This window comes from Sphingobium sp. JAI105 (assembly GCF_015752145.1).
Classification (GTDB): Bacteria; Pseudomonadota; Alphaproteobacteria; order Sphingomonadales; family Sphingomonadaceae; genus Sphingobium; species Sphingobium xenophagum.
In genome coordinates this window covers 850,728-871,329 of the sequence record NZ_JADOUC010000001.1, presented here as the reverse complement: position 1 = coordinate 871,329, position 20,602 = coordinate 850,728, and the positions used below count along the sequence as shown (strand labels likewise).

General features: G+C 64.6%; 18 protein-coding genes and 1 other annotated feature. Of the genes, 10 read left to right on the top strand and 8 right to left on the bottom strand.

Features of this window, described 5'->3' with window-relative positions:
* Positions 1-12: 12 nt before the first annotated feature.
* The 3 genes from IWY39_RS04045 to IWY39_RS04035 are packed head-to-tail and all read left to right on the top strand — an operon-like array spanning position 13 to position 2,708.
* Positions 13-792, top strand: a complete 780-nt coding sequence (locus tag IWY39_RS04045) for a type III pantothenate kinase (protein WP_017184591.1) — start codon at positions 13-15, stop codon at positions 790-792.
* Positions 792-2,429 carry a ribonuclease J gene (locus IWY39_RS04040; protein WP_107125097.1) on the top strand — a complete coding sequence of 546 codons (1,638 nt, stop codon included), beginning with the start codon at positions 792-794 and terminating at the stop codon, positions 2,427-2,429. Before IWY39_RS04045 ends, IWY39_RS04040 begins: the two co-directional genes overlap by 1 nt.
* Before the next feature lie 9 nt (positions 2,430-2,438).
* A complete protein-coding gene (locus tag IWY39_RS04035; RefSeq protein ID WP_017184589.1) occupies positions 2,439-2,708 on the top strand; it encodes a DUF1467 family protein in 270 nt (89 codons plus the stop codon).
* Positions 2,709-2,775: 67 nt separating this feature from the next.
* Here the strand turns inward: IWY39_RS04035 and IWY39_RS04030 are convergent, their stop codons facing one another.
* Positions 2,776-5,448, bottom strand: a complete 2,673-nt coding sequence (locus IWY39_RS04030; RefSeq protein WP_107125154.1) for a hypothetical protein — start codon at positions 5,446-5,448, stop codon at positions 2,776-2,778.
* An 81-nt stretch (positions 5,449-5,529) separates the two neighbouring features.
* Here IWY39_RS04030 and IWY39_RS04025 point away from each other — a divergent pair, with 81 nt between their 5' ends.
* The 4 genes from IWY39_RS04025 (at position 5,530) to IWY39_RS04010 (ending at position 9,625) form a co-directional block, all read left to right on the top strand.
* On the top strand, positions 5,530-5,832 hold the full coding sequence (locus tag IWY39_RS04025; RefSeq protein WP_017184587.1) for a hypothetical protein: 303 nt from the start codon (positions 5,530-5,532) through the stop codon (positions 5,830-5,832).
* A gap of 90 nt (positions 5,833-5,922) precedes the next feature.
* Positions 5,923-7,104, top strand: a complete 1,182-nt coding sequence (locus tag IWY39_RS04020) for a hypothetical protein (protein ID WP_107125098.1) — start codon at positions 5,923-5,925, stop codon at positions 7,102-7,104.
* A gap of 56 nt (positions 7,105-7,160) precedes the next feature.
* Entirely contained in the window at positions 7,161-8,249 is a 1,089-nt protein-coding gene (locus IWY39_RS04015) for a DUF2336 domain-containing protein (RefSeq protein WP_107125099.1), read from the top strand.
* Positions 8,246-9,625 carry a sensor histidine kinase gene (locus IWY39_RS04010; RefSeq protein ID WP_107125100.1) on the top strand — a complete coding sequence of 460 codons (1,380 nt, stop codon included), beginning with the start codon at positions 8,246-8,248 and terminating at the stop codon, positions 9,623-9,625. Before IWY39_RS04015 ends, IWY39_RS04010 begins: the two co-directional genes overlap by 4 nt.
* 66 nt (positions 9,626-9,691) lie before the next feature.
* Here IWY39_RS04010 and IWY39_RS04005 read toward each other — a convergent pair whose 3' ends face one another.
* Positions 9,692-10,978, bottom strand: coding sequence for a citrate synthase (locus tag IWY39_RS04005; RefSeq protein ID WP_026002667.1), 1,287 nt, complete (start codon positions 10,976-10,978; stop codon positions 9,692-9,694).
* A 20-nt stretch (positions 10,979-10,998) separates the two neighbouring features.
* Positions 10,999-12,441 (bottom strand): glutamate--tRNA ligase, encoded by a 1,443-nt coding sequence (gene gltX / locus IWY39_RS04000; RefSeq protein ID WP_409994351.1) that lies wholly within the window; start codon positions 12,439-12,441, stop codon positions 10,999-11,001.
* Positions 12,442-12,490: 49 nt separating this feature from the next.
* Between gltX and IWY39_RS03995 the strand changes: the two genes are divergently transcribed.
* Positions 12,491-14,620, top strand: coding sequence for a ComEC/Rec2 family competence protein (locus IWY39_RS03995; RefSeq protein WP_181316773.1), 2,130 nt, complete (start codon positions 12,491-12,493; stop codon positions 14,618-14,620).
* A 5-nt stretch (positions 14,621-14,625) separates the two neighbouring features.
* Here the strand turns inward: IWY39_RS03995 and lexA are convergent, their stop codons facing one another.
* The 5 genes from lexA to trpD form a co-directional block, all read right to left on the bottom strand.
* Entirely contained in the window at positions 14,626-15,297 is a 672-nt protein-coding gene (gene lexA, locus IWY39_RS03990; RefSeq protein WP_107125103.1) for a transcriptional repressor LexA, read from the bottom strand.
* Positions 15,298-15,422: 125 nt separating this feature from the next.
* Positions 15,423-16,607, bottom strand: coding sequence for a molybdopterin molybdotransferase MoeA (locus IWY39_RS03985; RefSeq protein ID WP_107125104.1), 1,185 nt, complete (start codon positions 16,605-16,607; stop codon positions 15,423-15,425).
* Positions 16,604-17,074 (bottom strand): cyclic pyranopterin monophosphate synthase MoaC, encoded by a 471-nt coding sequence (gene moaC / locus IWY39_RS03980; RefSeq protein WP_107125105.1) that lies wholly within the window; start codon positions 17,072-17,074, stop codon positions 16,604-16,606. The genes IWY39_RS03985 and moaC overlap by 4 nt, the downstream gene beginning before the upstream one ends.
* Positions 17,071-17,862 carry an indole-3-glycerol phosphate synthase TrpC gene (gene trpC / locus IWY39_RS03975; protein ID WP_107125106.1) on the bottom strand — a complete coding sequence of 264 codons (792 nt, stop codon included), beginning with the start codon at positions 17,860-17,862 and terminating at the stop codon, positions 17,071-17,073. Before trpC ends, moaC begins: the two co-directional genes overlap by 4 nt.
* Positions 17,859-18,851 (bottom strand): anthranilate phosphoribosyltransferase, encoded by a 993-nt coding sequence (gene trpD, locus IWY39_RS03970; RefSeq protein WP_107125155.1) that lies wholly within the window; start codon positions 18,849-18,851, stop codon positions 17,859-17,861. Before trpD ends, trpC begins: the two co-directional genes overlap by 4 nt.
* Positions 18,852-18,967: 116 nt before the next feature.
* On the opposite strand from trpD, the gene IWY39_RS24300 reads away from it, so the two are divergent.
* On the top strand, positions 18,968-19,090 hold the full coding sequence (locus IWY39_RS24300) for a hypothetical protein (RefSeq protein WP_019053649.1): 123 nt from the start codon (positions 18,968-18,970) through the stop codon (positions 19,088-19,090).
* Positions 18,985-19,040 (top strand) — a sequence feature (sul1 is cis-regulatory element that is thought to sense ions involved in sulfur or methionine metabolism; They are found in Alphaproteobacteria). Its footprint overlaps the gene before it by 56 nt.
* 14 nt (positions 19,091-19,104) lie before the next feature.
* The gene (locus tag IWY39_RS03965; RefSeq protein ID WP_181316774.1) at positions 19,105-20,595 is read left to right on the top strand and encodes a SulP family inorganic anion transporter; all 1,491 of its coding nucleotides are present in this window, start codon (positions 19,105-19,107) and stop codon (positions 20,593-20,595) included.
* Positions 20,596-20,602 lie beyond the last annotated feature (7 nt).

Sequence of the window (20,602 nt, the reverse complement as noted above, 5' to 3'; positions counted from 1 at the left end):
CAAGGACCGACCATGCTCCTCGCGATCGACGCGGGCAACACCAATGTGGTTTTCGCGCTGCTCGAAGGGCGCGACATTCGCGCGCGCTGGCGGATCGCGACCGATCCGCGCCGTACGGCGGACGAATATGCGGTGTGGCTCAACCAGTTGCTGATGCTGGAAGGCTATAAGATCACGGACGTCCATGCCGTGATTATCGCGACGGTCGTGCCGCGCGCGCTGCATAATTTGCAGGTGCTGGCGGAAAAATATTTCAAGACGACTCCTCTGGTCGCAGGACAGCCGCCGGTTGATTGGGGCATCGAACTGGACGTGGCCGAACCGGGATCGGTGGGCGCTGACCGGGTTGTAAATGCCATCGCCGCGCACCATCTTTATGCAGGCGACCTGATCGTCATCGACTTCGGCACCGCGACGACATTCGACGTTGTCGATTATAGCGGAGCCTATAAGGGCGGGATCATAGCGCCGGGGATCAACCTGTCGCTCGATGCGTTGGTCGCAGCGGCGGCGAAGCTGCCCAAGATCGCGATCGCGCCACCGGAAAATCGATCGGTCATCGGTCGCACGACCGAAGCGCAGATGCATATTGGTGTATTTTGGGGCTATGTAGCCATGATGGAAGGGCTGGTCGCCCGGATGAGGGCCGAAATCGGCCGCCCGACCAGAGTGATTTCGACAGGGGGCCTGGCGGTCCTCTTCAATGACAATAGCGATATTTTCGATGCGATCGCGCCGGACCTGACGGTTCAGGGCCTCGCGCTGATGCACGAACGGAGTTTACAAGCGTAATGAAACCCAAAGATGAGCTGCTCTTCCTGGCCCTGGGCGGGTCGGGCGAGATTGGCATGAACGTCAATCTATATGGATGCCAGGGCAAATGGGTGATGGTCGATCTCGGCATGACCTTTGGCGATCCCAATTATCCGGGCATCGAACTGGTGCTGCCGGACCTCAGCTTTATTGAGGAACGGCGCAAGGATCTGCTCGGCATCGTGCTGACCCACGGGCATGAGGACCATATCGGCGCGATCCCCTATCTGGCGGCCGACCTGGGCGTGCCGCTTTATGCGACGCCGTTTACTGCTGGCCTTATCCGCCTGAAGCTGGAGGAAGAGGGGCTGACCAAGGAGGTCAAGCTTCACGTCATTCCCAATGAAGGCAGCTTCGAACTGGGTCCGTTCGGCTTCCGTTACATGCCGCTGGCGCATTCCATCCCGGAAGGCAATGCGCTGGTCATCGATACGCCCTATGGGCGCATATTCCATACCGGCGACTGGAAGCTGGACGATCAGCCGCTGCTCGGCGTCCCCTCGACCCCGGAACAGTTGACGGCGGTGGGCGATCAGGGCGTGCTGGCGCTGGTATGCGACAGCACCAATGTGTTCAATGAGAAGGCCAGCGGTTCCGAAGGCGATGTCCGCGAAGGGCTGATGCAGGCGATAGAGGGGGCCAGGGGGCGAGTGCTCGTCACCACCTTTGCGTCCAATGCCGCGCGTGTTCAGACGCTGGGCGAAGTGGCGACGGCGATGGGACGCAAGGTGTGCGTCGCGGGCCGTTCGCTCGACCGGATCATCGGCATGGCCAAGGCTAGTGGCTACCTCAAGGATTTTCCGCCGACGGTCGACTGGGACGATGCGATGAAACTGCCGCGCGATGAGGTGATGATCATCGCCACCGGCGGTCAGGGGGAGGCGCGCGCCGCACTTGCGCGCATCGCGTTCGACAGCCATCCTATCAAGCTGACCGACGGTGACTTGGTCGTCTTTTCGTCCAAGCAGATCCCCGGCAATGAAATCGCGATCGGTCGCATCCAGAACGCGCTGGCGGCGAAAAATATCGTGATGGTCACGGACCGGCAGGCCGAAGTCCATGTGTCGGGCCATCCGGGGCGTCCTGAACTGGAAGCCATGTATCGCTGGATACGGCCCGAAATATTGCTGCCGGTCCATGGCGAACGACGGCATATGGCCGAACAGGCGCGGCTTGGCCTGGCGACGGGCATCCCCAATGCGGTGGTGCAGTCCAATGGCGATCTGCTGCGGCTGGCGCCGGGCGCACCGGCGATCATTGGGCGGGAAGAGGTCGGTCGACTGGTGCTGGATGGCGACGTCATCCTGCCAGCGGAAGGCGCCACCATGAACGAGCGGCGCAAGCTGGGTCTGCATGGCCAGATCAGCGTGGCCGTCGCGCTCGACGGCAAAGGAAGGCTGATTGGTCGACCGACGCTGCGGACGCAGGGCGTTCCGGTGGAAGAGGACAAGGCGGACTTTCTGGCCGAAGCGGCGGATGATGCCGCGGACGTGATTGCCAAGGGATCGCATGAGGAAGAGGCGGTGCGTGAGCGTATCCGCCTGGCCGTTCGCCGCGCGGCGACGCGCTGGACCGGCAAGAAGCCGATTGTGGACGTGTTGCTCATTCGGGCCTAAATCGCCCGTATGAATCTTTACGCCATCTTCGCCATCTATGTGCTGTTCTGGGTGATCAGCGCGTTCATCATGCTGCCCTTTGGCATCCGCACGCCCGACGAGACGGGCGAGCAGTTGCTAAAGGGGCAGGCGGATAGCGCGCCCAGCAATTTCAGGCCCGGCGTGGTGGTGCTTCGCGCGACCATTCTGTCAGGACTGCTGTTCGGTCTCTATTACGCCAATTATGTGCAGGGCTGGATCACGCTGGACATGCTGCCAGGTTATACCCACCAGAATTGACGGTTTGGGGATTAAGCCCCGCTCCTGACGTCGAGAGCGCGCGCCGGGATCAATCGGCGCGCGTCCGTTACTGGCGCAGCCGCTCGATCGCCTGCGCCAGCGCGACATAGAGTTTGCCCATGTCGGACGAGAGAATGGCGACGCCCAGCGCATTGCCGTCACGCGCCGACAGGATGATCCGCAGCATGCCTTCGAAATCATGGATGTAGCGGTTCACATGATCGCGGAATTCCGCGTCATTGTCATAATGCAGCGCAATCTCGCGCGATTCCCCGGCGTCCAGCAGCTTGACTGCACGGCGGGTGAATACGCCGCGATCGCCCTTCAGATAGGCCGACCAGCTTGAATCGGTGACGTCGTTCGACAGGATCTTGGCGACGTCGATCGCGGTGCTGTTGAGCGATTCGATCAGCAGCGCGGAGCGACGGGCAAAATGGTCGCGGTCGCGATTTTCCGCCGCCCGTTCCGCTTCCTCGATCCGCTGTTCGACATTGGCGCTGGTGTCGGCGATGGTCAGCAATTGGCGCGTCAGGCGCTCGGACGCCTGATGCGCGGCATTGACGGCTTCTTCGGCGACGCGCGCAACCTGTTCGATCTGCGCCGCGACCTTGTCTCCAATCGCGTTCTGCATTGCCTGTTCACTGGCGTCGGCCAGAGCCTGCGCGGCTTCGGGAATGGTCCGGCCCAGCGCCTGACGCGCACGCTCGGCGGCCTGATCGGCCGTATCCTTGACGCGCAGCAACGCGGTGACGAGCAAGGGTCCGGCGCCTTCGGTGATGCGGGTCGCATCCTGATGGGCGCCGTCCAGTGCGACGCGCAGCCGTTCGACCAGATTGCGATTGGCCTCCAGCCCGCCCTGCGTGCTTTCCAGCCATTCGGTCAGGCGACTGCCTTGGCCGCGCAGCATCGATTCGGCCTCTTCCGCCCGGCCAACCAATGCCTGCGATATGGCTTCCAGCCGCTCCATTTCGGGCGTCGTGTGGCCCAGCAGAGCGCGGCTCTGTTCCAAGCGGGCGTCGAACCGCTCCAGTGCCGCGGGATAGGTCTCGTCCAGTTCGCGCACGCTCGAATCGAGGGCGACGAGCAGGGTTTCGGCACAACCGATCAGCTTTTCGGCGGTCACGCCCCCGTTGGCCAATGCGCCGTCGATGCGCTGGGTTTCGGCGGTCAGGCGCGTAAGTGCTTCGGTCAGCCTCTCGCTCCGGGCGAGGGCGACTTCCTCCAGCGTCGCAAAGCGATTCTGGGTCGATGTGATCGTTTCGTCCAGCCCCGACTGGATGCCGGCCATCAGGCTATGTTGCCCGGCCATGACCTCGTTCATCTGGTGCAGGCGGTTTTCCACGTCGCCGATCGTGTTGGCCAGACCCGTGACCGTCTCGCTGCCGATGGCGTCGAGGCTGTCGCGTGAGCGGGTGACCAGAGATTCCAGCGCGGCCGACTGGGTCGACAAATTGCCCTCGGTCAGCGCCAATGCTTCCTGCGCGCGGGCCAGCGCGGTGTCGAGCCGTTCGCGCAAATCCTTCTCGATCGCGTCCATGTCCCGCGTCAAGGTCGCCAGGGTCGTTTCGCTGACGTCACCTATGCCCGATTGCGCCGCCGCGACCAGCGCTTCGAGATGTTCGGCGCGGCGCGAAAGGCCTTCGTCGGTCGTTGCCATCGTCGCGCGCACGCTGCGTAAGGCAGCGTCGAGGCGTGCGGTCAGATCGGCCTGCGCCCGGTCAAGATCCTCGATCAGGGCCGCGCGCACAGTGTCGCTGGTGCTGGCGATGCCGGTTTCGGCGGTTTCGATCAGTGTCGCGAGAGCGGCTGCCTGAATTTCCACATCCTGACGGGTCCGGTCCATCGCCTGCCGCGCGCTCTGGGCAGTCGCGTCGATCCGTCCGGCGGCGATTTCCGCCATGCCCGTCACTTCCTCATTGGCGACGCGGGTCGATTCCTGAAGCTGCGTCAGCTGGCTCGACAGGCTCTTGGTCGCGGACAGGGTGCGGGCACGGGCGTCGTCGGACAATTCGGCCAGCGCGTGAAGCCGCGCTTCCAATGTGTCGATTCGTTCCGCCAGCGCATGGCCGTTGTCCATGATCTGCGCCGCCATCCGGCCGGTGCGGTCCTCCAGTTCGGGGATCGTGGCGATCAACGAGTCCATCTTGGCGACCAGCGCAGCACTTGCCCGCTCCGCCGATTCGGCGCGATCGACCGTTGCTTGGGACCGGCTGGCGATCAGTTCGGCGGACGCCTCCATATTGCTGCTGGCCGCCGCGCCATAGCTGTCGAGCAATTCGGCCTGCTGCTGCATCGACTGACGGGCGGTTTCCAGCTGGGTGGCGATCCGTCCCAGTCGCAGTTCCAGCAGATCGGCTTCCGTCCGCAGGGCGCGGGCAGTGTCGAGATAGCGGCGCGATTCGGCGCGGCTGTTACGCATCAACAGCAGATAGGCGAGGCCCAGCAGGATGAGCGGGACGACCAGCGTGGCGATGGCATTGGCCCAGAACAAGGGGCCGCCGGGCAGGTCGCCCGCCGCGAAAATCGCCCAGCCGGCAAAGCCGACCCAGCCGATCGCGAGCAGGCTCAAGCCCACGCGTATGCGTTTGACCCAGCCATCGCCCGCGCCATCATCCGAATCATCTTCGTCGATGTTGAGAGACGCCTGTTTCAAAAGCAAAATGTCATCCGCCTGCGACGCGTCGCTAGCTGCGCTTGATTCGTCGCGCCAGAACTCGACGATTGTGCTGCCCCCTGTCATGTCGTGCATCCTAGCAGCTTTTCCGTCCGCGCAAATGCCCTGTTACCAAAACTTAACGCAAGCCAGATAGCGTCTGTCTCTATGTCCTATGATCCCGGCGCCCTTCATGCAGCTTTATCCGCAGCCGTCGGCGATGACAGCGCCCTGATCGCGGACCTGCGCGTCGCCTTCATGGAAAGCGCCGAGCGGCAGATCGATCTGCTGGGGCGGGCGCGGTGCGACGCCAATTGGGAACTGGCGGCATGGCGGCTGAAAGGGCTGGCGGCCAGTTTCGGGCTTACCGCACTGATGGCGCTGGCCGATGAGGCAGCAGAGGCCGCACCGGGTGATCCGCGCGTGCTGCGCCGGTTGCGCGCGGCGCTGGCGGGGCTGCAACAGACCTGAATCGTGGCAGTGGCACGGCTGCGCTTGCGCGAAGCCGCCAGCCTTGCGACAAGGCCCGCTGCACAACAATCGGGTCGATACCATAACGATATGAGTTTCGCGGCTATTCTCAGCGCCAGCCGGGCTTCGGGCGATTCGTCTGGTGGCCAGACGACCGTTGGTCAGCGCGCGAGTCTGTATTTTGCCGGACAGACGCTGGTGGAATATCAGGCGCGGCAGGCGGCGCAGGCCGGTGCGGATCGAATCATGATATTGGTGAGCGTGATCACCCCCGCCTTGTCGCAGGCGGTCGATCGGCTGAGCGCCGACGGGATCGCGGTCGCACTGGTGCGCGATATGGTGTCGATGGTGCGGGATGCGCCGCGCGATGCCGACGTTTTGCTGGTGGCCGACGGGGCGATCGTGTCGCAGTCCCATTTCGAGGCGATGGCGAGCGCGGAGGGCAATGCCCTGCTGGTCACGGATGACAGCCGCGCCAGCACCCCGTTCGAACGGATCGACGCGGGGCAACGCTGGGCCGGGCTGGCGCGAATCAGTCCGACCTTGTTGTTCGGCACGCTCGACATGATCGGCGACTGGGATTTGTCGCTCACGCTGGTACGGGCAGCGGTGCAGAAGGGCGCGCGCCGCGTCACCGTGGCGCAGGATGATCTGCTCGAAGGGCGCGTCGCGCTGATCGAGACCCAGCAGCAGGCCGATCTGGTGGCGCAGGCGGTCACGGCGGCAGGCGCTTCGTCGGCGCGGGCGCGGGGTGGCGTTGAACATTATCTGCTTTCGCCGCTGGCCCGGATGATCAGTCCGGCGCTGATGCGCATGCAGGTTCCCGCAATGCAGGTGCGGATCGCTGCCATCGCGCTGGCCGCGATCGCGCTGGTGCCGGTCGAGCTGTTATGGACGCTGACCGGGTTCGCGCTGCTGCTGGGCGCGCTGTTACTGGCGGAAATTGCCGATCGTCTGGAGGAACTGGCACTGCGACCGGCGCCGACGGGCTGGCTGGCATTTGTCACGCCATTACTGGCGCTGACCGGCATCGTGTTGGCGGGCAGCAGCACGATGGCCGCCGATCTGGCGCTGCTGCTCGCGATCATATTGGTGGCGGATCGCTGGCGGCGTACCGGCGGCGCCCGGCCATGGATGATCGTTACGCCCGGCACCGTGCTGCTAATGCTGATGCTCGCCGGATTGGTGGGCATGCTGGCGCAGGGTATCAGGGTGGCAATGCTGGCGCTGATCGCGTCGGCTGGCGCGATCATATTGCGCCCGCGCGACTGATATATTTCGATAGCAGGGTTTAGTGCATTTTAAGGACGTCGGGCTATGGTCCCGGTATGAACGCCTATTCGTCCCTTACCGGTGCGGTCATGGCGGACAGCTGGCCGATGGCGCAAGTCATGGCGGGCATGTCCGCCGTGCCGGTTGGCCATGCCATCGATCTGGCTTTCTTTTTCCCGGTCGAGGAACAGGCGCGCCACGATGCGTTGATCGCGGAAACGCGGCGGCATCTGGGCGGATGCCTGAACGCGATCGAGATGGCGCTGCGGCTCTCGCTCGACCACGCACCGGACGTTGCCCACATATTGTCGCGCTCGCCAGAACCGATTTGCTGGCCAACCGTACGGGCGCAACCGACGCTGATCGGGCCGGCGCTGCTGGCGCACATGCAGATGCGCGCCGGCGTCAGCCTGATGCTGCGGCAATTCGGCCAGGCCGATGTCGATCGGCTGGACGATAGCGATGGGGGCGTGCTCACGCTGGGCGATGATCCGATGATCGGCGACGCCCTGTCTGCGCTGGCGCTGGCGGAGGGGCGCTGGATCGCAGCGGGCGGCGAGGATCGGCCGATGCGGCCGGACCTGCCCGCTGAATATTTTGCCGAACTGGTCTGGACGGCGGCTGCCTGTCTGGCCGCTGTGGTTCAGCGGAGCGCACCCGATCCGGGAGATGCGATGCTGGTCGGGTTCGAGCGGTCGGGCTGGGCCTTGCTTGCCGATCATGACGAAAGTGCCAGTCCCGTTGCCGAGGCGGATCGGCTGGTGCGGCGGATCGGCGATCTTGCGGATTCGCCCGAACTGATGGGTGTCGCGCTGGGGCAGCGCCGCTTTCTGCTGTTTGCGGCGCTTGCGGCGCGGCGGCTGCGCATGACCACGGTGCAGGCGACCGAAATATTGGTGTTGGGGCCATTGGCGCAGGTGGCGATGCTGTGCCGTTCGCTCGGCGGATCGGATGCCGATTATCGCCATTTGCTGCTGGCGCTGCAACCGGTGCGTCCTTCACTGTCCGACGCGGCCATCGTGGCGGAGGCCGAATGCTATCAGCAACTGACCGAGACGCAGGCTGATGCGGCAGTCAGTGCGTTGCGCACGCCGCCCGCTTTCCGTTCACGGCTGGACCATCTGCGCCGGGTTACAGGCGCGTGAATATGCCGTCCCATCCCGCGATCATCCGGGCATTCATCTCCGCCGACGGCCTTTTGCTCAGCGCTGACCTGCCCTTGCTGGGGCTTCAGCGCGAAGCCGGGGGCGATCTTGGCGCGCCGGTCGCGGTACCGCAACTGGCGGCGATCGCGCGGCTGTGCGTGCGATTGGGGATTACCGTATCGCGGCCGATCATTGCGGCGACCCAGCATGGCGACATCGACATGTGGGTGCGGGCACGGCCCGACAGCGATGGCGTCACTCTGTCGATCATCGACTGGCATGAGCGGCCAGTCGCTGCGTTGCCAGCCGACATAGCGCGGCGTGAAGCGGATATTGCGGCGCTGGCCGATGGCTGGAACTGGCAGATAGACGTGCAGTTGCGGTTCCAGATGGTGCTGGCCGGAAACGACGGCCATGGCGCGCTGCCGCCCGATCCGCCCGTGCCGGGCAGCCGCTTTTCCAGCTATTTTCAGCTTCAGCCAGACGATGATGGCGACATGGCGATGCTGCGCGCCTTTGCCCAGCGGCGCGCCTTTCGGGACCAGACGGCAGCACTGGTCAGCGATCCGGCGCGGACGTTTCGCCTGTCGGGTTTCCCCATGTTCGATCTGGCCGGCCAACTGACCGGCTATCGCGGCACGGCATTCGCTCTGGAGCAGATGGCGGCTGGTCCGATCATGCAGGAGGCGGCAATTGCCCTGTATCCGGGCGAATTCGGCAAACGGCTCGACCGGTCGCTGCGCCAGCCATTGGGGCGGATCATCGCCAACGCCGATACGATCAGTGCCCAGTTGGAGGGGCCGTTGCGCCCCGACTATGCCGATTATGCGACGGACATTGCAGCGGCCGGACGGCATCTGATGGCGCTGGTCGATGATCTGGCAGATTTGCAGGCGATCGACCGACCCGATTTCAGCGTGATCGCAGAAGAGATTGATCTGGCGGATCTGGGTCGCCGCGCTGCCGGGCTGCTGGCGGTCAAGGCGCTCGACCGGAATATCCGCATATCAGCGCCGGACCCGGACGCGACCAGGCCCGCAATCGGGGAATTTCGCCGCGTGCTACAGATTTTGGTGAATCTGGTCGGCAATGCGGTGCGCTATTCGCCCGAAGGCAGCGAAGTGCGGATCGTCACCGAATGTGATCATGGCCAGGCGCGGATCATGGTGATCGACCAGGGGCAGGGGGTGGCCGTCGCGGATCGCGAACGGATATTCGAAAAGTTCGAGCGGCTGGGCCGCGACGATTCCGGGGGCAGCGGCCTGGGCCTCTATATCTCTCGCCGCCTTGCCCGCGCGATGGGCGGCGATATTCGCATTGGCGGCGCGCCCGGCGAAGGCGCGCGCTTCATCCTGACATTGCCGGCGGACGATTGATCCCCATGAAAAACGGCGCCCCTTTGACAGGGCGCCGTTCTGCATTTTGCATTGGGTCGCGCAGGCTTAGCGCTTGTCGACCGGGATATAGTCGCGCTGCACCGGGCCGGTATAGAGCTGGCGCGGGCGACCGATCTTCTGCGCTGGGTCCGAAATCATTTCGTTCCACTGGGCGACCCAGCCGACGGTGCGGGCCAGGGCGAACAGAACGGTGAACATCTCGGTCGGGAAGCCGATGGCCGACAGGATCACACCGGAATAGAAGTCCACATTGGGGAAGAGCTTCTTTTCGATGAAATAGGGATCGCTGAGCGCAATCTTTTCCAGTTCGCGCGCGACGTCGAACACCGGGTCGGTGACGCCCATCGTGCGCAGCACGTCCTCGGCGGTCTTTTGCATGACGGTCGCGCGGGGATCGTAATTCTTATACACGCGATGGCCAAAGCCCATCAGGCGGAACGGATCATCCTTGTTCTTGGCGCGGGCGATATATTCCGGAATACGATCGACAGTGCCGATTTCGCGCAGCATGTTGAGCGCGGCTTCGTTCGCGCCGCCATGCGCCGGACCCCACAGGCACGCAATGCCAGCCGCGATGCACGCGAAGGGATTGGCGCCCGACGATCCCGCCAGACGAACGGTCGATGTCGATGCATTCTGTTCATGGTCGGCATGGAGGATGAAAATCTTGTCCATGGCGTCCACGATCACTGGATCGGGAACATATTCTTCCGCCGGGACGGAGAAGGTCATGCGCAGGAAGTTGGCCGTATAGGACAGGTCGTTGCGCGGATAGACGAAGGGCTGACCCACCGAATATTTATACGCCATGGCCGCGATCGTCGGCATCTTGGCGATCAGGCGATGGCTGGCGATCCTGCGCTGCATAGGATCGTTGATGTCGGTCGAGTCATGATAAAAGGCCGACAGCGCGCCCACGACGCCGCACATGATCGCCATGGGATGCGCGTCACGACGGAAGCCGCGATAGAAGGTCGTGAGCTGTTCATTGACCATCGTGTGGCGCGTGATGGTACGGGTGAATTCGTCCAGTTCCTGGCTGGATGGCAGTTCGCCGTTCAGCAGCAGATAGCTGACTTCCATGAAGCTCGATGCTTCGGCCAGCTGGCCGATCGGATAGCCGCGGTGCAGCAGGACGCCTTCGTCACCGTCGATATAGGTCAGGCCGGATTCGCAGCTCGCGGTGGAGGTGAAACCGGGATCATAGGTAAACATGCCGGTGTTGGCGTAAAGCTTGCGCACATCGATGACCTGCGGACCGACCGAACCGTCCATGACGGCATAGTCCTTGGTCTCTCCTCCGACGGTCAAAGTGGCTTTGTTTTCCGACATATTGTTCTCCATTTATGCCATCAGCCAACCGATGCGTGCCCAACATCGGTCAGCCGTTCCAAGCTCCCCTCTTTCCCCAACAGGAAGAGGACATCAAAAATACCCGGCGAGACGGTGCGCCCGGTGAGTGCCGCCCGAAGCGGCTGCGCCACCTTGCCCAGCCCCAGGCCGGCATCCTCCGCCACGCGGCGAATTGCGTCCTCGATCGCTTCAACCGTCCATGTTTGAACTGGTCTCAAAGCGTCGGCTGTCTTGACCAGCAGCGCGCGCGCCGAGTCGTCTAGCAGAGCCAATGCCTTTTCGTCAAAATCCAGCGGGCAATTTTTGAACAGAAATTCGGCGCCCTCGGCAATTTCATTAAGCGTCTTGGCGCGCGGCTTGAGCGAGGGCATCGCGGCCGTCAATAGCGCCAGGCCGGTGTCCGGCAAGGCGCGATCCAGACGGGCGGCGACGCGCGGCGCGACCAGCGCGGCGAGGCGGGCGTCGTCCGCTTCGCGCAGATAATGGCCGTTCAGATTTTCCAGCTTCTTGATGTCGAAGCGCGAGGGCGATCGGCCGACGCCGCTAATGTCGAACAGCTCGATGGCACGGGCGATCGGGATAATCTCCTCGTCGCCATGGCCCCAGCCCAGCCGCAGCAGATAGTTGAGGACAGCTTCTGGGAGCATCCCCATATCGTCGCGATAGGCATCCACGCCCAGCGCCCCGTGGCGCTTGGACAACTTCGCGCCGTCCGATCCGTGGATCAGCGGGATATGGGCATAGACCGGCTCGTCCCAACCCATGGCGCGGATGATGCAAAGCTGGCGGAAGGCGTTGTTGAGATGATCGTCGCCGCGGATCACATGGGTGACGCCCATATCATTATCGTCGACGACGACGGCCAGCATATAGGTGGGCGTACCGTCGGACCGCAGCAGGATCATATCGTCCAGTTCGGCATTCTGTACGACGACACGGCCCTGCACCGCATCCTCGATCACCGTTTGGCCTTCGCGCGGGGCTTTCAGACGGATGACGAAAGGCGCGCCTTCAGGCGCTTCTTCGGGCGAACGGTCGCGCCAGCGCCCGTCATAACGCATCGGCTGCTTGGCCGCGCGCTGCTGTTCGCGCAGTTCCGCCAGTTCTTCGGGCGTGGCATAGCATTTATAGGCATGGCCGTTCGCCAGCATCGCGTTGGCGACTTCGGCATGGCGCGGCGTGCGGGCGAACTGAAACACCGCCGGTTCATCACCGCCCAGACCCAGCCAATCCAGCCCGTCAAAAATCGCCGCGACCGCTTCTTCGGTCGAGCGGGCGCGGTCGGTATCCTCGATCCGCAGCAGGAATTTGCCGCCATGGTGACGGGCGAACAGCCAGTTGAACAAAGCGGTGCGCGCGCCGCCAATATGCAGGAACCCGGTTGGCGATGGCGCGAAACGGGTCACTACCGGCTTGTTCATTCCCGTTGCACTTGCCGTCATATTCGCTGACATTCGTCCTGCCTGTTCCATGAATGCGTCGCCCCCTAGCATGGCTTTTGAGCCACGACAAACCTCCCTTTGGTGGGGGGCTGCGGCGTGGTTGCGCGGGGCGTTTTCGCGGGTGGAAAGCTGGCTGGAGACGGAGCGCGAGCAAATTCCCCTATGGGTGCCGATCGCGCTGGGCGCGGGCATCGCCGCCTGGTTCCTGCTGCCCGACAGGGCCGGGTGGCTGGCCTTTTGCTGTGGTGCGCTGGCGCTTGCTTGCCTGGGGTCGCTGCTGCCCGATGGCGCGCGGCTGCGGCGCATGATCGTGGCGGGCGGAATGCTGGCCTGCATCGGATGCGCGCTGATATGGGGGAAAGCGGTCCTGTTGGGGCAGCCGCCGCTGGCGCGGGCGGTCTTCACCGTGGTGACGGGTGAAGTGATGGCGGTTCGGGCGGTTCCCGCGCAACAGATGGTGCGGGCCATGCTGCGTCCGGTCGACGCGCCGGGCCTGCCAGCCACGATCCGAGTCAACATTGCCGAGGCGGATGTTCCGGCCGGATTGGGCGAGGGGGCGGTGATCCGCTTTCGCGTCCGTTTGATGCCGCCAGCCCCGCCCAGCGTGCCGGGTGGCTATGATTTTGCCGCGCGTGCCTATTTTCAGGGGATTGGCGCTACTGGCAAGGCGCTGAAACCGATTGACGTCCTACGCCCGTCAACCGCGCCGCCGCCGCTGCGGGCGCGCTTGTTCGCGCATATTCGGGGGCAGGTGGACGGGCCGGCGCAGGGCATTGCCGTGGCGCTGGCGACGGGGGACCAGGGCGCGATTGCGGAGGCCGATGCCGAAGCGATGCGCCGTAGTGGGCTTGCCCATCTGCTCTCGATCAGCGGGTTGCATGTGACGGCGCTGATCGGCGCGGTGATTTTCCTGTTGATGCGGGCGATGGCGTTGAGCCAGCGAGCGGCGCTCGACTGGCCGCTGATGCTGATCGCGGCGGCGGGCGGGGCGCTGGCGGGGATTGGTTATACGCTGCTGACCGGGGCGGAAGTGCCGACACTGCGGTCCTGCATCGCCGCGCTGCTGGTGCTGGGCGGGCTGGCGCTGGGGCGCGACGCGATCACGTTGCGGCTGGTCGCGGTGGGCGCGCTCATCGTCCTGGCCTTCTGGCCCGAAGCGATGACGGGGCCGAGTTTCCAGATGAGCTTTGCCGCCGTTACCGCGCTGGTTGCGCTGGCCGAGCATCCGCGTTTTCGCGCCTTGACCAGCGCGCGGGATGAGGGGTGGGCGCGCAGGGCGGGGCGGGTGCTGGCGGCAATGCTGATGACCGGCATTGTCGTCGAACTGGTGCTGATGCCAATCGCGCTGTTCCATTTTCACAAAGCCGGGATGCTGGGGGCGTTCGCCAATCTCGTCGCCATCCCGTTGACTACCTTTGTCGTGATGCCGCTGGAGGCGCTGGCGTTGCTGTTCGATCTTGTCGGACTGGGCGCCCCCTTTTGGTGGATGACCGCGCAGACGCTGAACCTGTTGCTGCTGGTCGCCCATGGCGTCGCCGCCAGTCCAATGGCGACAATGCTGACGCCGGCGGTGCCATCCTGGCTGTTCGCGCTGATGATCGGCGGGCTGCTCTGGTGTCTGTTGTGGCGCAGCGGGTGGCGCTGGCTGGGCCTTGGGCCAGTGGCGATCGGCGTGACCGGCGTGCTTTTGCTATCACCGCCCGATATTCTGGTGACGAGCGATGGCCGCCACGTCGCGGTGCGGACATCGACAGGCGGCATGGCACTGCTGCGCGCGGGCGCAGGCGATTATGTGCGCGACACGCTGGCGGAGAGCGCGGGCTATGACGGGCCGATCGAAGCGATGGCGGACCTGCGGCAGGCGCGCTGCTCGACGGATTTGTGCGCAGTGGGGATACAGGCGGGCGGGCGGCGCTGGCATGTGCTGGCCACCCGCAGCGATATGCTGGTCGAACGGGCCTTGTTCAGCCGGGAATGTGCCGCCGCCGACATCGTCATTGCCGATCGCGCGCTGCCCCGTTGGTGTCGCCCGCGCTGGTTGAAGATCGACCGACGGATGCTGGCGCGAACCGGCGGCATTGCCATTGACCTGGACGATGCGCGGATCAGCACGGTGAGGATGGCGGGCGACGCTCATCCCTGGATCGTCGCACCGCGCCCTCGCCGTCACCCGTCATAACGGCCTCAATTATAGCGGCGCAGCAGTCCCGCCAGCTTGCCCTGAATTCGCACCTGTCGCGGATCATAGATTTGCGGTTCATAGGCGCTGTTGGCGGGGTCGAGCCGGACGCGCTGTCCTTCGCGGCGGAAATATTTGAGCGTCGCTTCCGCATCGTCGATCAGGGCGACGACGATCTGGCCTTCGCGGGCGACATCAGTGCGCTGGATCAGCGCGAAATCGCCGTCCAGAATCCCTGCCTCCATCATCGAATCGCCCGACACTTCCAGCGCATAATGATCGCCAGCCCCCAGCAGCGCGGCGGGGACGGACAGCATATTCTGCCCCTCCATCGCCTCGATCGGGACGCCGGCGGCAATACGGCCATGCAGCGGGATTTCAATGACGTCATTGGCAGCGATCGGCAGGCTGGGCGCCAGTTGCGGCTTGGCCGGAGCAACCGGCGCAGGGGCGCGGTGCATGGCGTCGGGGAGCTTCAACACCTCCAGCGCGCGGGCGCGATTGGGCAGGCGGCGGATGAAGCCGCGTTCCTCCAATGCATTGATCAGCCGGTGAATGCCGGACTTGGATCGCAGGTCGAGCGCATCCTTCATCTCCTCGAAAGAAGGGGATACGCCACCTTCCTCCAGCCGGGTCTGGATGAAACTCAGCAATTCCTGCTGCTTGAGGGTCAACATGCCTGCGGTCCTCCATGGAACGTATAAGGAACACATAGGAAACGGAAGGAGGCGAGTCAAGCGAGCAACAACTGACCGGAAGCGGCGCATCCGGCCATGGGGACCGGGTTCAATCGAACGGTCGATCAGTCCGTCAGGGGCAGGATGGTGACAATGTCGCCTGCCGCGGCGATCGATGAACCGGCAGGGCGGACAATCAGGCAGTCGGCTATCGCCATGGCGGCCGTGGCGGCGCTGTCCTGCGACGTGACGGAGACGATCCCGGCCTCCCCTCGATAGGCGCGCAGATAATCGTCGCGATCGCCGGTCGCAGGCAGCGGCGCGGCAAGGCGCGCCTCGCTCAGGCGCGGGAGCGGCGCGGTTGATCCCGCGCGATGGCGCACCAGCGGCAACAGGAACAGCGTTGCGGTGACAAAGGCAGAGACCGGATTGCCCGGCAAGCCCAAAAATACGGCATCGGCAATGGTACCGGCCATCAGCGGCTTGCCCGGCCGCATCCTGATCTTCCAGAAATCGAGCGTGCCGCCCGCCTGCGCGAAGGCAGGCCGGACCATGTCATGATCGCCGACGGACGCGCCGCCGGTAGAGACGATGATGTCCGCCGACGCCGCGCGGTTCAGTACAGCCGTCATGGCATCAAGATCATCGGGAACGATGCCCAGATCAATGACGTCGCACGGCAGGGTTGCCAGCATCGCCGCCAGCATGGCCGCATTGGAAGAGGGCAGGCTGCCCGCCGGGGTCGGCGCGCCGGGCGGCACAAGTTCGTTGCCGGTCGAGATCAGCGCGACCGTGGGGCGGCGACCGACGGGCAGCGTCCCATGGCCGCCCAGCACGGCGAGCGCGATGCGCGCGGGCGTAAGGGCGCTCCCGGCTGCCAGCAACAGGGCGTTCATGGCAAAGTCCGACGCGGCAGGGCGGACGTTGCGCCCGACAGGCAAAGGATCGTCGCTGGCGGTCAGTCGGTCGCGCTCGCGGGTGGCATTTTCCTGAATCAGGATCGCGTCTGCGCCTGCTGGCAGGGGCGCGCCGGTGAAGATGCGGCAGGCCTGTCCGGGCGCCAGCGGCGCAGGCACAGCGCCGCCAGCCGCGCTTTCGCCAGTGACCTGCCATGGCCCCGGCCATTCAGCGGCGCGTACGGCATAGCCGTCCATCGCGGACAGATCGGCCCAGGGCTGGTTGCGCAACGCCAGTAGGTCGCTGGCCAGCCAGCGTCCGTTGCAGGCGGCGACCGGCGCTGTTTCCGCTGGCAGCGGGCTCGCAAGGGCGAACAGGCGAACCTGCGCCTCGGCGACGGGCAGCAGGCTCATGCCGCGCGCCAGTCGCCCGACTTGCCACCGCTCTTGGCGATCAGGCGGACCTGGCCAATGACCATGCCCTTGTCGAGCGCCTTGGCCATGTCATAGATGGTGAGCAGCGCGACAGAGGCAGCGGTCAGCGCCTCCATTTCCACGCCCGTCTGGCCAGCGGTGCGCGCGGTAGCGGTGACGGTCACGCCGCTTTCGTCCAGATCGAAGTCGATATTGACGGCGCTCAGCGCGATCGGGTGACAAAGCGGGATGAGGTCGGCCGTGCGCTTGGCCGCCATGATCCCCGCGACCCGCGCGACCGCCAGCACGTCGCCCTTCTTGACCAGTCCCTGCGCAATCGCGGCAGCGGCATCGGCGATCATGTCGATGCGGCCACTTGCAATCGCTTCCCGCGCGGTCACCGCCTTGGCCGACACATCGACCATGCGCGCCGCGCCGTCCGCGTCGAGATGGGTAAGGCCCGTCACGCGCCGGTCAGCAGGCTGTGCGTCGCCGCTTCGACATCGGCCTGCCGCATCAGCGTTTCGCCAACCAGGAAGCAGCGCACGCCATGATCGGCCATGGCGGTCAGGTCGGCATGGCTGCCAAGGCCGCTTTCGGCGACGAATGTGTAACCGGCAGGCGCCTTGCCCACCAGTTCATAGGTGCGGGCGAAATCGACGCTGAAATCGCGCAGGTCGCGATTGTTGACGCCGATCAGGCGGGATCGCAGCTTGAGCGCGCGCTCCATTTCCGCCTCGTCATGCACTTCGATCAGCGCGTCCATGCCAAGCCCAAGCGCTGCATCCTCAATCTCCGCCATCTGCCCGTCGTCAAGGGCGGCGACGATGATCAGGATCGCGTCGGCCCCCAGCGACCGGCTTTCCAAAATCTGCCAGGGATCGACGATGAAATCCTTGCGCAGTACGGGAAGCGCGCAGGCGGAGCGGGCCGCCATCAGATAATCGTCATGGCCCTGAAAATAGGGTTCGTCCGTCAGCACCGACAGGCAGGCCGCGCCGCCAGCGGCATAGGCCTGCGCATGGGCGGGGGGATCGAAATCTTCGCGGATCAGCCCCTTGGACGGGCTGGCTTTCTTGATCTCCGCAATCAGGCCGAAGCCGGAACGGGCTGCGTCGTCCAGCGCCTTGCGAAAGCCACGCGGGGGCGTCTGTTCGCTGGCGCGGGCGTGGAGCGACGACAGCGAATTCGCGGCCTTGCGCCGGGCGACATCCTCGCGCTTGAAATCGCAAATCTCGATCAGCTTGTTGGTCATTGATAGGCTATCCAGCAATTGAGCAGGGCATTGGCAAGGCCGCGGTCGATCGTCTCGGCCGCTTCCTCCACGCCCTCCTTAAGGTCAGCAACCGCGTCGGCCACGACAAGGGCGGCTGCGGCGTTGAGCAGCACGGCGTCACGATAGGCGCCCGGCTCGCCCAGCAGCAGCGCGCGCAGGGCGGCGGCGTTATGCGCTGCGTCGCCGCCGCGGATCGCATCGACCGGGGCAGTGGAGAGGCCCAGATCGGCAGCGGACAGGCGATGCATGGCAACGACGCCATGGCCCGCGACTTCGGCAATGTCATTGCCGCCTGCCAGCGACAGTTCGTCCAGCCCTTCATCGCCCGACACGATCATGGCCCGGTCGACGCCCAGTTCGGCAAGCGCCTGCGCATAGATGGGAACATAGGCGGGGCGGGCGATGCCGACCAGTTGGCGGCGTACCCCGGCCGGGTTGGCGAGCGGTCCCATCAGGTTGAAGATGGTCCGTTCGCCGATCGCCTTGCGGATCGGGCCGAGCCGCTTGAGCGCGGGATGGTAATTTTGCGCGAAGAGGAAGCAGATGCCGATCTCCGCCAGCGTCTTTTCGGCGCTGGCCGCCGCCCGGTCCAGGTCGAGCCCAAGCGCTTCGAGCGTGTCGGCTGCACCCGCCTTGGAGGATGCCGCGCGGTTGCCATGCTTGGCGACGGGGACGCCAGCGGCTGCGACGACCAGCGACACGGCGGTCGAAACATTGAGGGTATGATGGCCATCGCCCCCGGTGCCGCACACGTCGATAGCGCCTGCCGGGGCGGTGACCGGGATCATCCGGGCGCGCATGGCGCGCGCGGCAGCCGCGATTTCGATCGCGGTTTCGCCGCGCCGGGCCATGGTGACGAGAAAAGCGGCGATGTCCGCTTCGGGAAGGTCGGCGTCGAACAGCACGTCGAAGGCGCGGGCGGCGGCCTGCGCATCAAGCGGACTGGAAGGATCGGGCAGGCTGGTCATCGCGCTTGCCTTAATCATCAGCGGGGTAGTGAGTCGAGGGGTGGCGACGGCAATTTTGCGTGTGGGGGCCAGTCGCTCGGCCAAACCCCGACCTTGCAATCGGTCGTCGCCCCGCTATGAACCGCGACATTCGCAAGGACCCGGTGAAATTCCGGGTGGCTATTCCGGCCGCCGATCCGCCGGACAACATCACGCATGTTCTTACGCCAGCGCCTGTATCCCGGCGCGATATGCCCTGATGTGGAATTTTCAGATGACAGATTTTTTGACACGCTATCGCCAGCAATGGTTCAGTGACGGACAGGCTGCGCGTCGGGACGTCATGGCGGGTATCGTCGTTGCGCTCGCCCTCATTCCCGAAGCAATCGGATTTTCGATCATCGCTGGCGTCGATCCGCGCGTCGGCCTCTATGCCTCGGTCGTCATTGCGATGGTCGTGGCCTTTACCGGCGGTCGGCCAGGCATGATCTCAGCCGCAACGGCGGCGGTCGCCGTGCTGGTGATGCCGCTGGTTCGCGACCATGGGGTCGAATATCTGTTCGCCGCGACCATCGTGATGGGCATTGTCCAGATCATTGCGGGGCTGTTGCGGCTGGACCTGCTCATGCAGTTCGTGTCCAGGTCGGTGATTACCGGGTTCGTCAATGCGCTGGCGATCCTGATCTTCCTGGCGCAATTGCCGCAATTGACCAATGTCGGCTGGGAAACCTACGCCATGATCGCGGGCGGCCTTGCGATCATCTATCTTTTGCCACGCCTGACCAGGGCTGTGCCGTCGCCGCTGGTCGCCATATTGGCGTTGAGCGCAATCAGCATCGGCATGGGCCTGTCCGTCAACACCGTCGGCGACATGGGCAAGTTGCCGGAAGGGCTGCCCAGCTTTGCCTTTCCCATGGTGCCATTCACGCTCGAAACCTTGCAGATCATCTTGCCATATGGGCTGACGATGGCGGCTGTCGGCCTGCTCGAATCGCTGCTGACGGCGCAGATCGTCGATGACATGACCGATACCGACAGTGACAAGCGGCGCGAATGCGCAGGGCAGGGGAGCGCCAACATCGTCGCGGCGCTGTTTGGCGGCATGGGCGGCTGCGCGATGATTGGCCAGTCGGTGATCAATGTGACATCGGGCGGACGCGGTCGTCTTTCCACCTTTGTATCAGGCGCATTCCTTCTCTTTTTGCTGGCGGTGCTGGGGCCATTTGTCGGGCAGATCCCCATGCCCGCGCTGGTGGCGGTCATGATCATGGTGTCGATCGGCACGTTCAGCTGGAATTCCATCGCCAATTTGCGCCGCCATCCGCCCACATCGTCGGTGGTGATGGTGACGACGGTGGTTGTCGTGGTCGCGACACGCGACCTGTCGCTGGGCGTACTGGCGGGCGTCCTGCTGTCGGGCATTTTCTTTGCAGGCAAGGTTCGGCGGATGTTCGCGGTGGAACGCACAGTGTCGACGGGCCATGTGACCTATAATGTCGTCGGCCAGATATTCTTCGCATCGGTCGATCGCTTTACCAGCGCCTTCCAAGCCGAAGATGGATCGACGCCTGTGTTGATCGACGTATCAGGCGCGCATTTCTGGGATATTTCGGGGGTTGGCGCGCTCGACAAGATCATCGCGCGTCTGCGCCGCGACGGCTGCACGGTCGATGTGATCGGCTATAATCGCGCCAGTGCGGACATTGTCGATCGCTTCGCGCTGCATGACAAGACCGGCGTGGAAAGCGGCCTAGCCCCGCATTGAAGAGGGG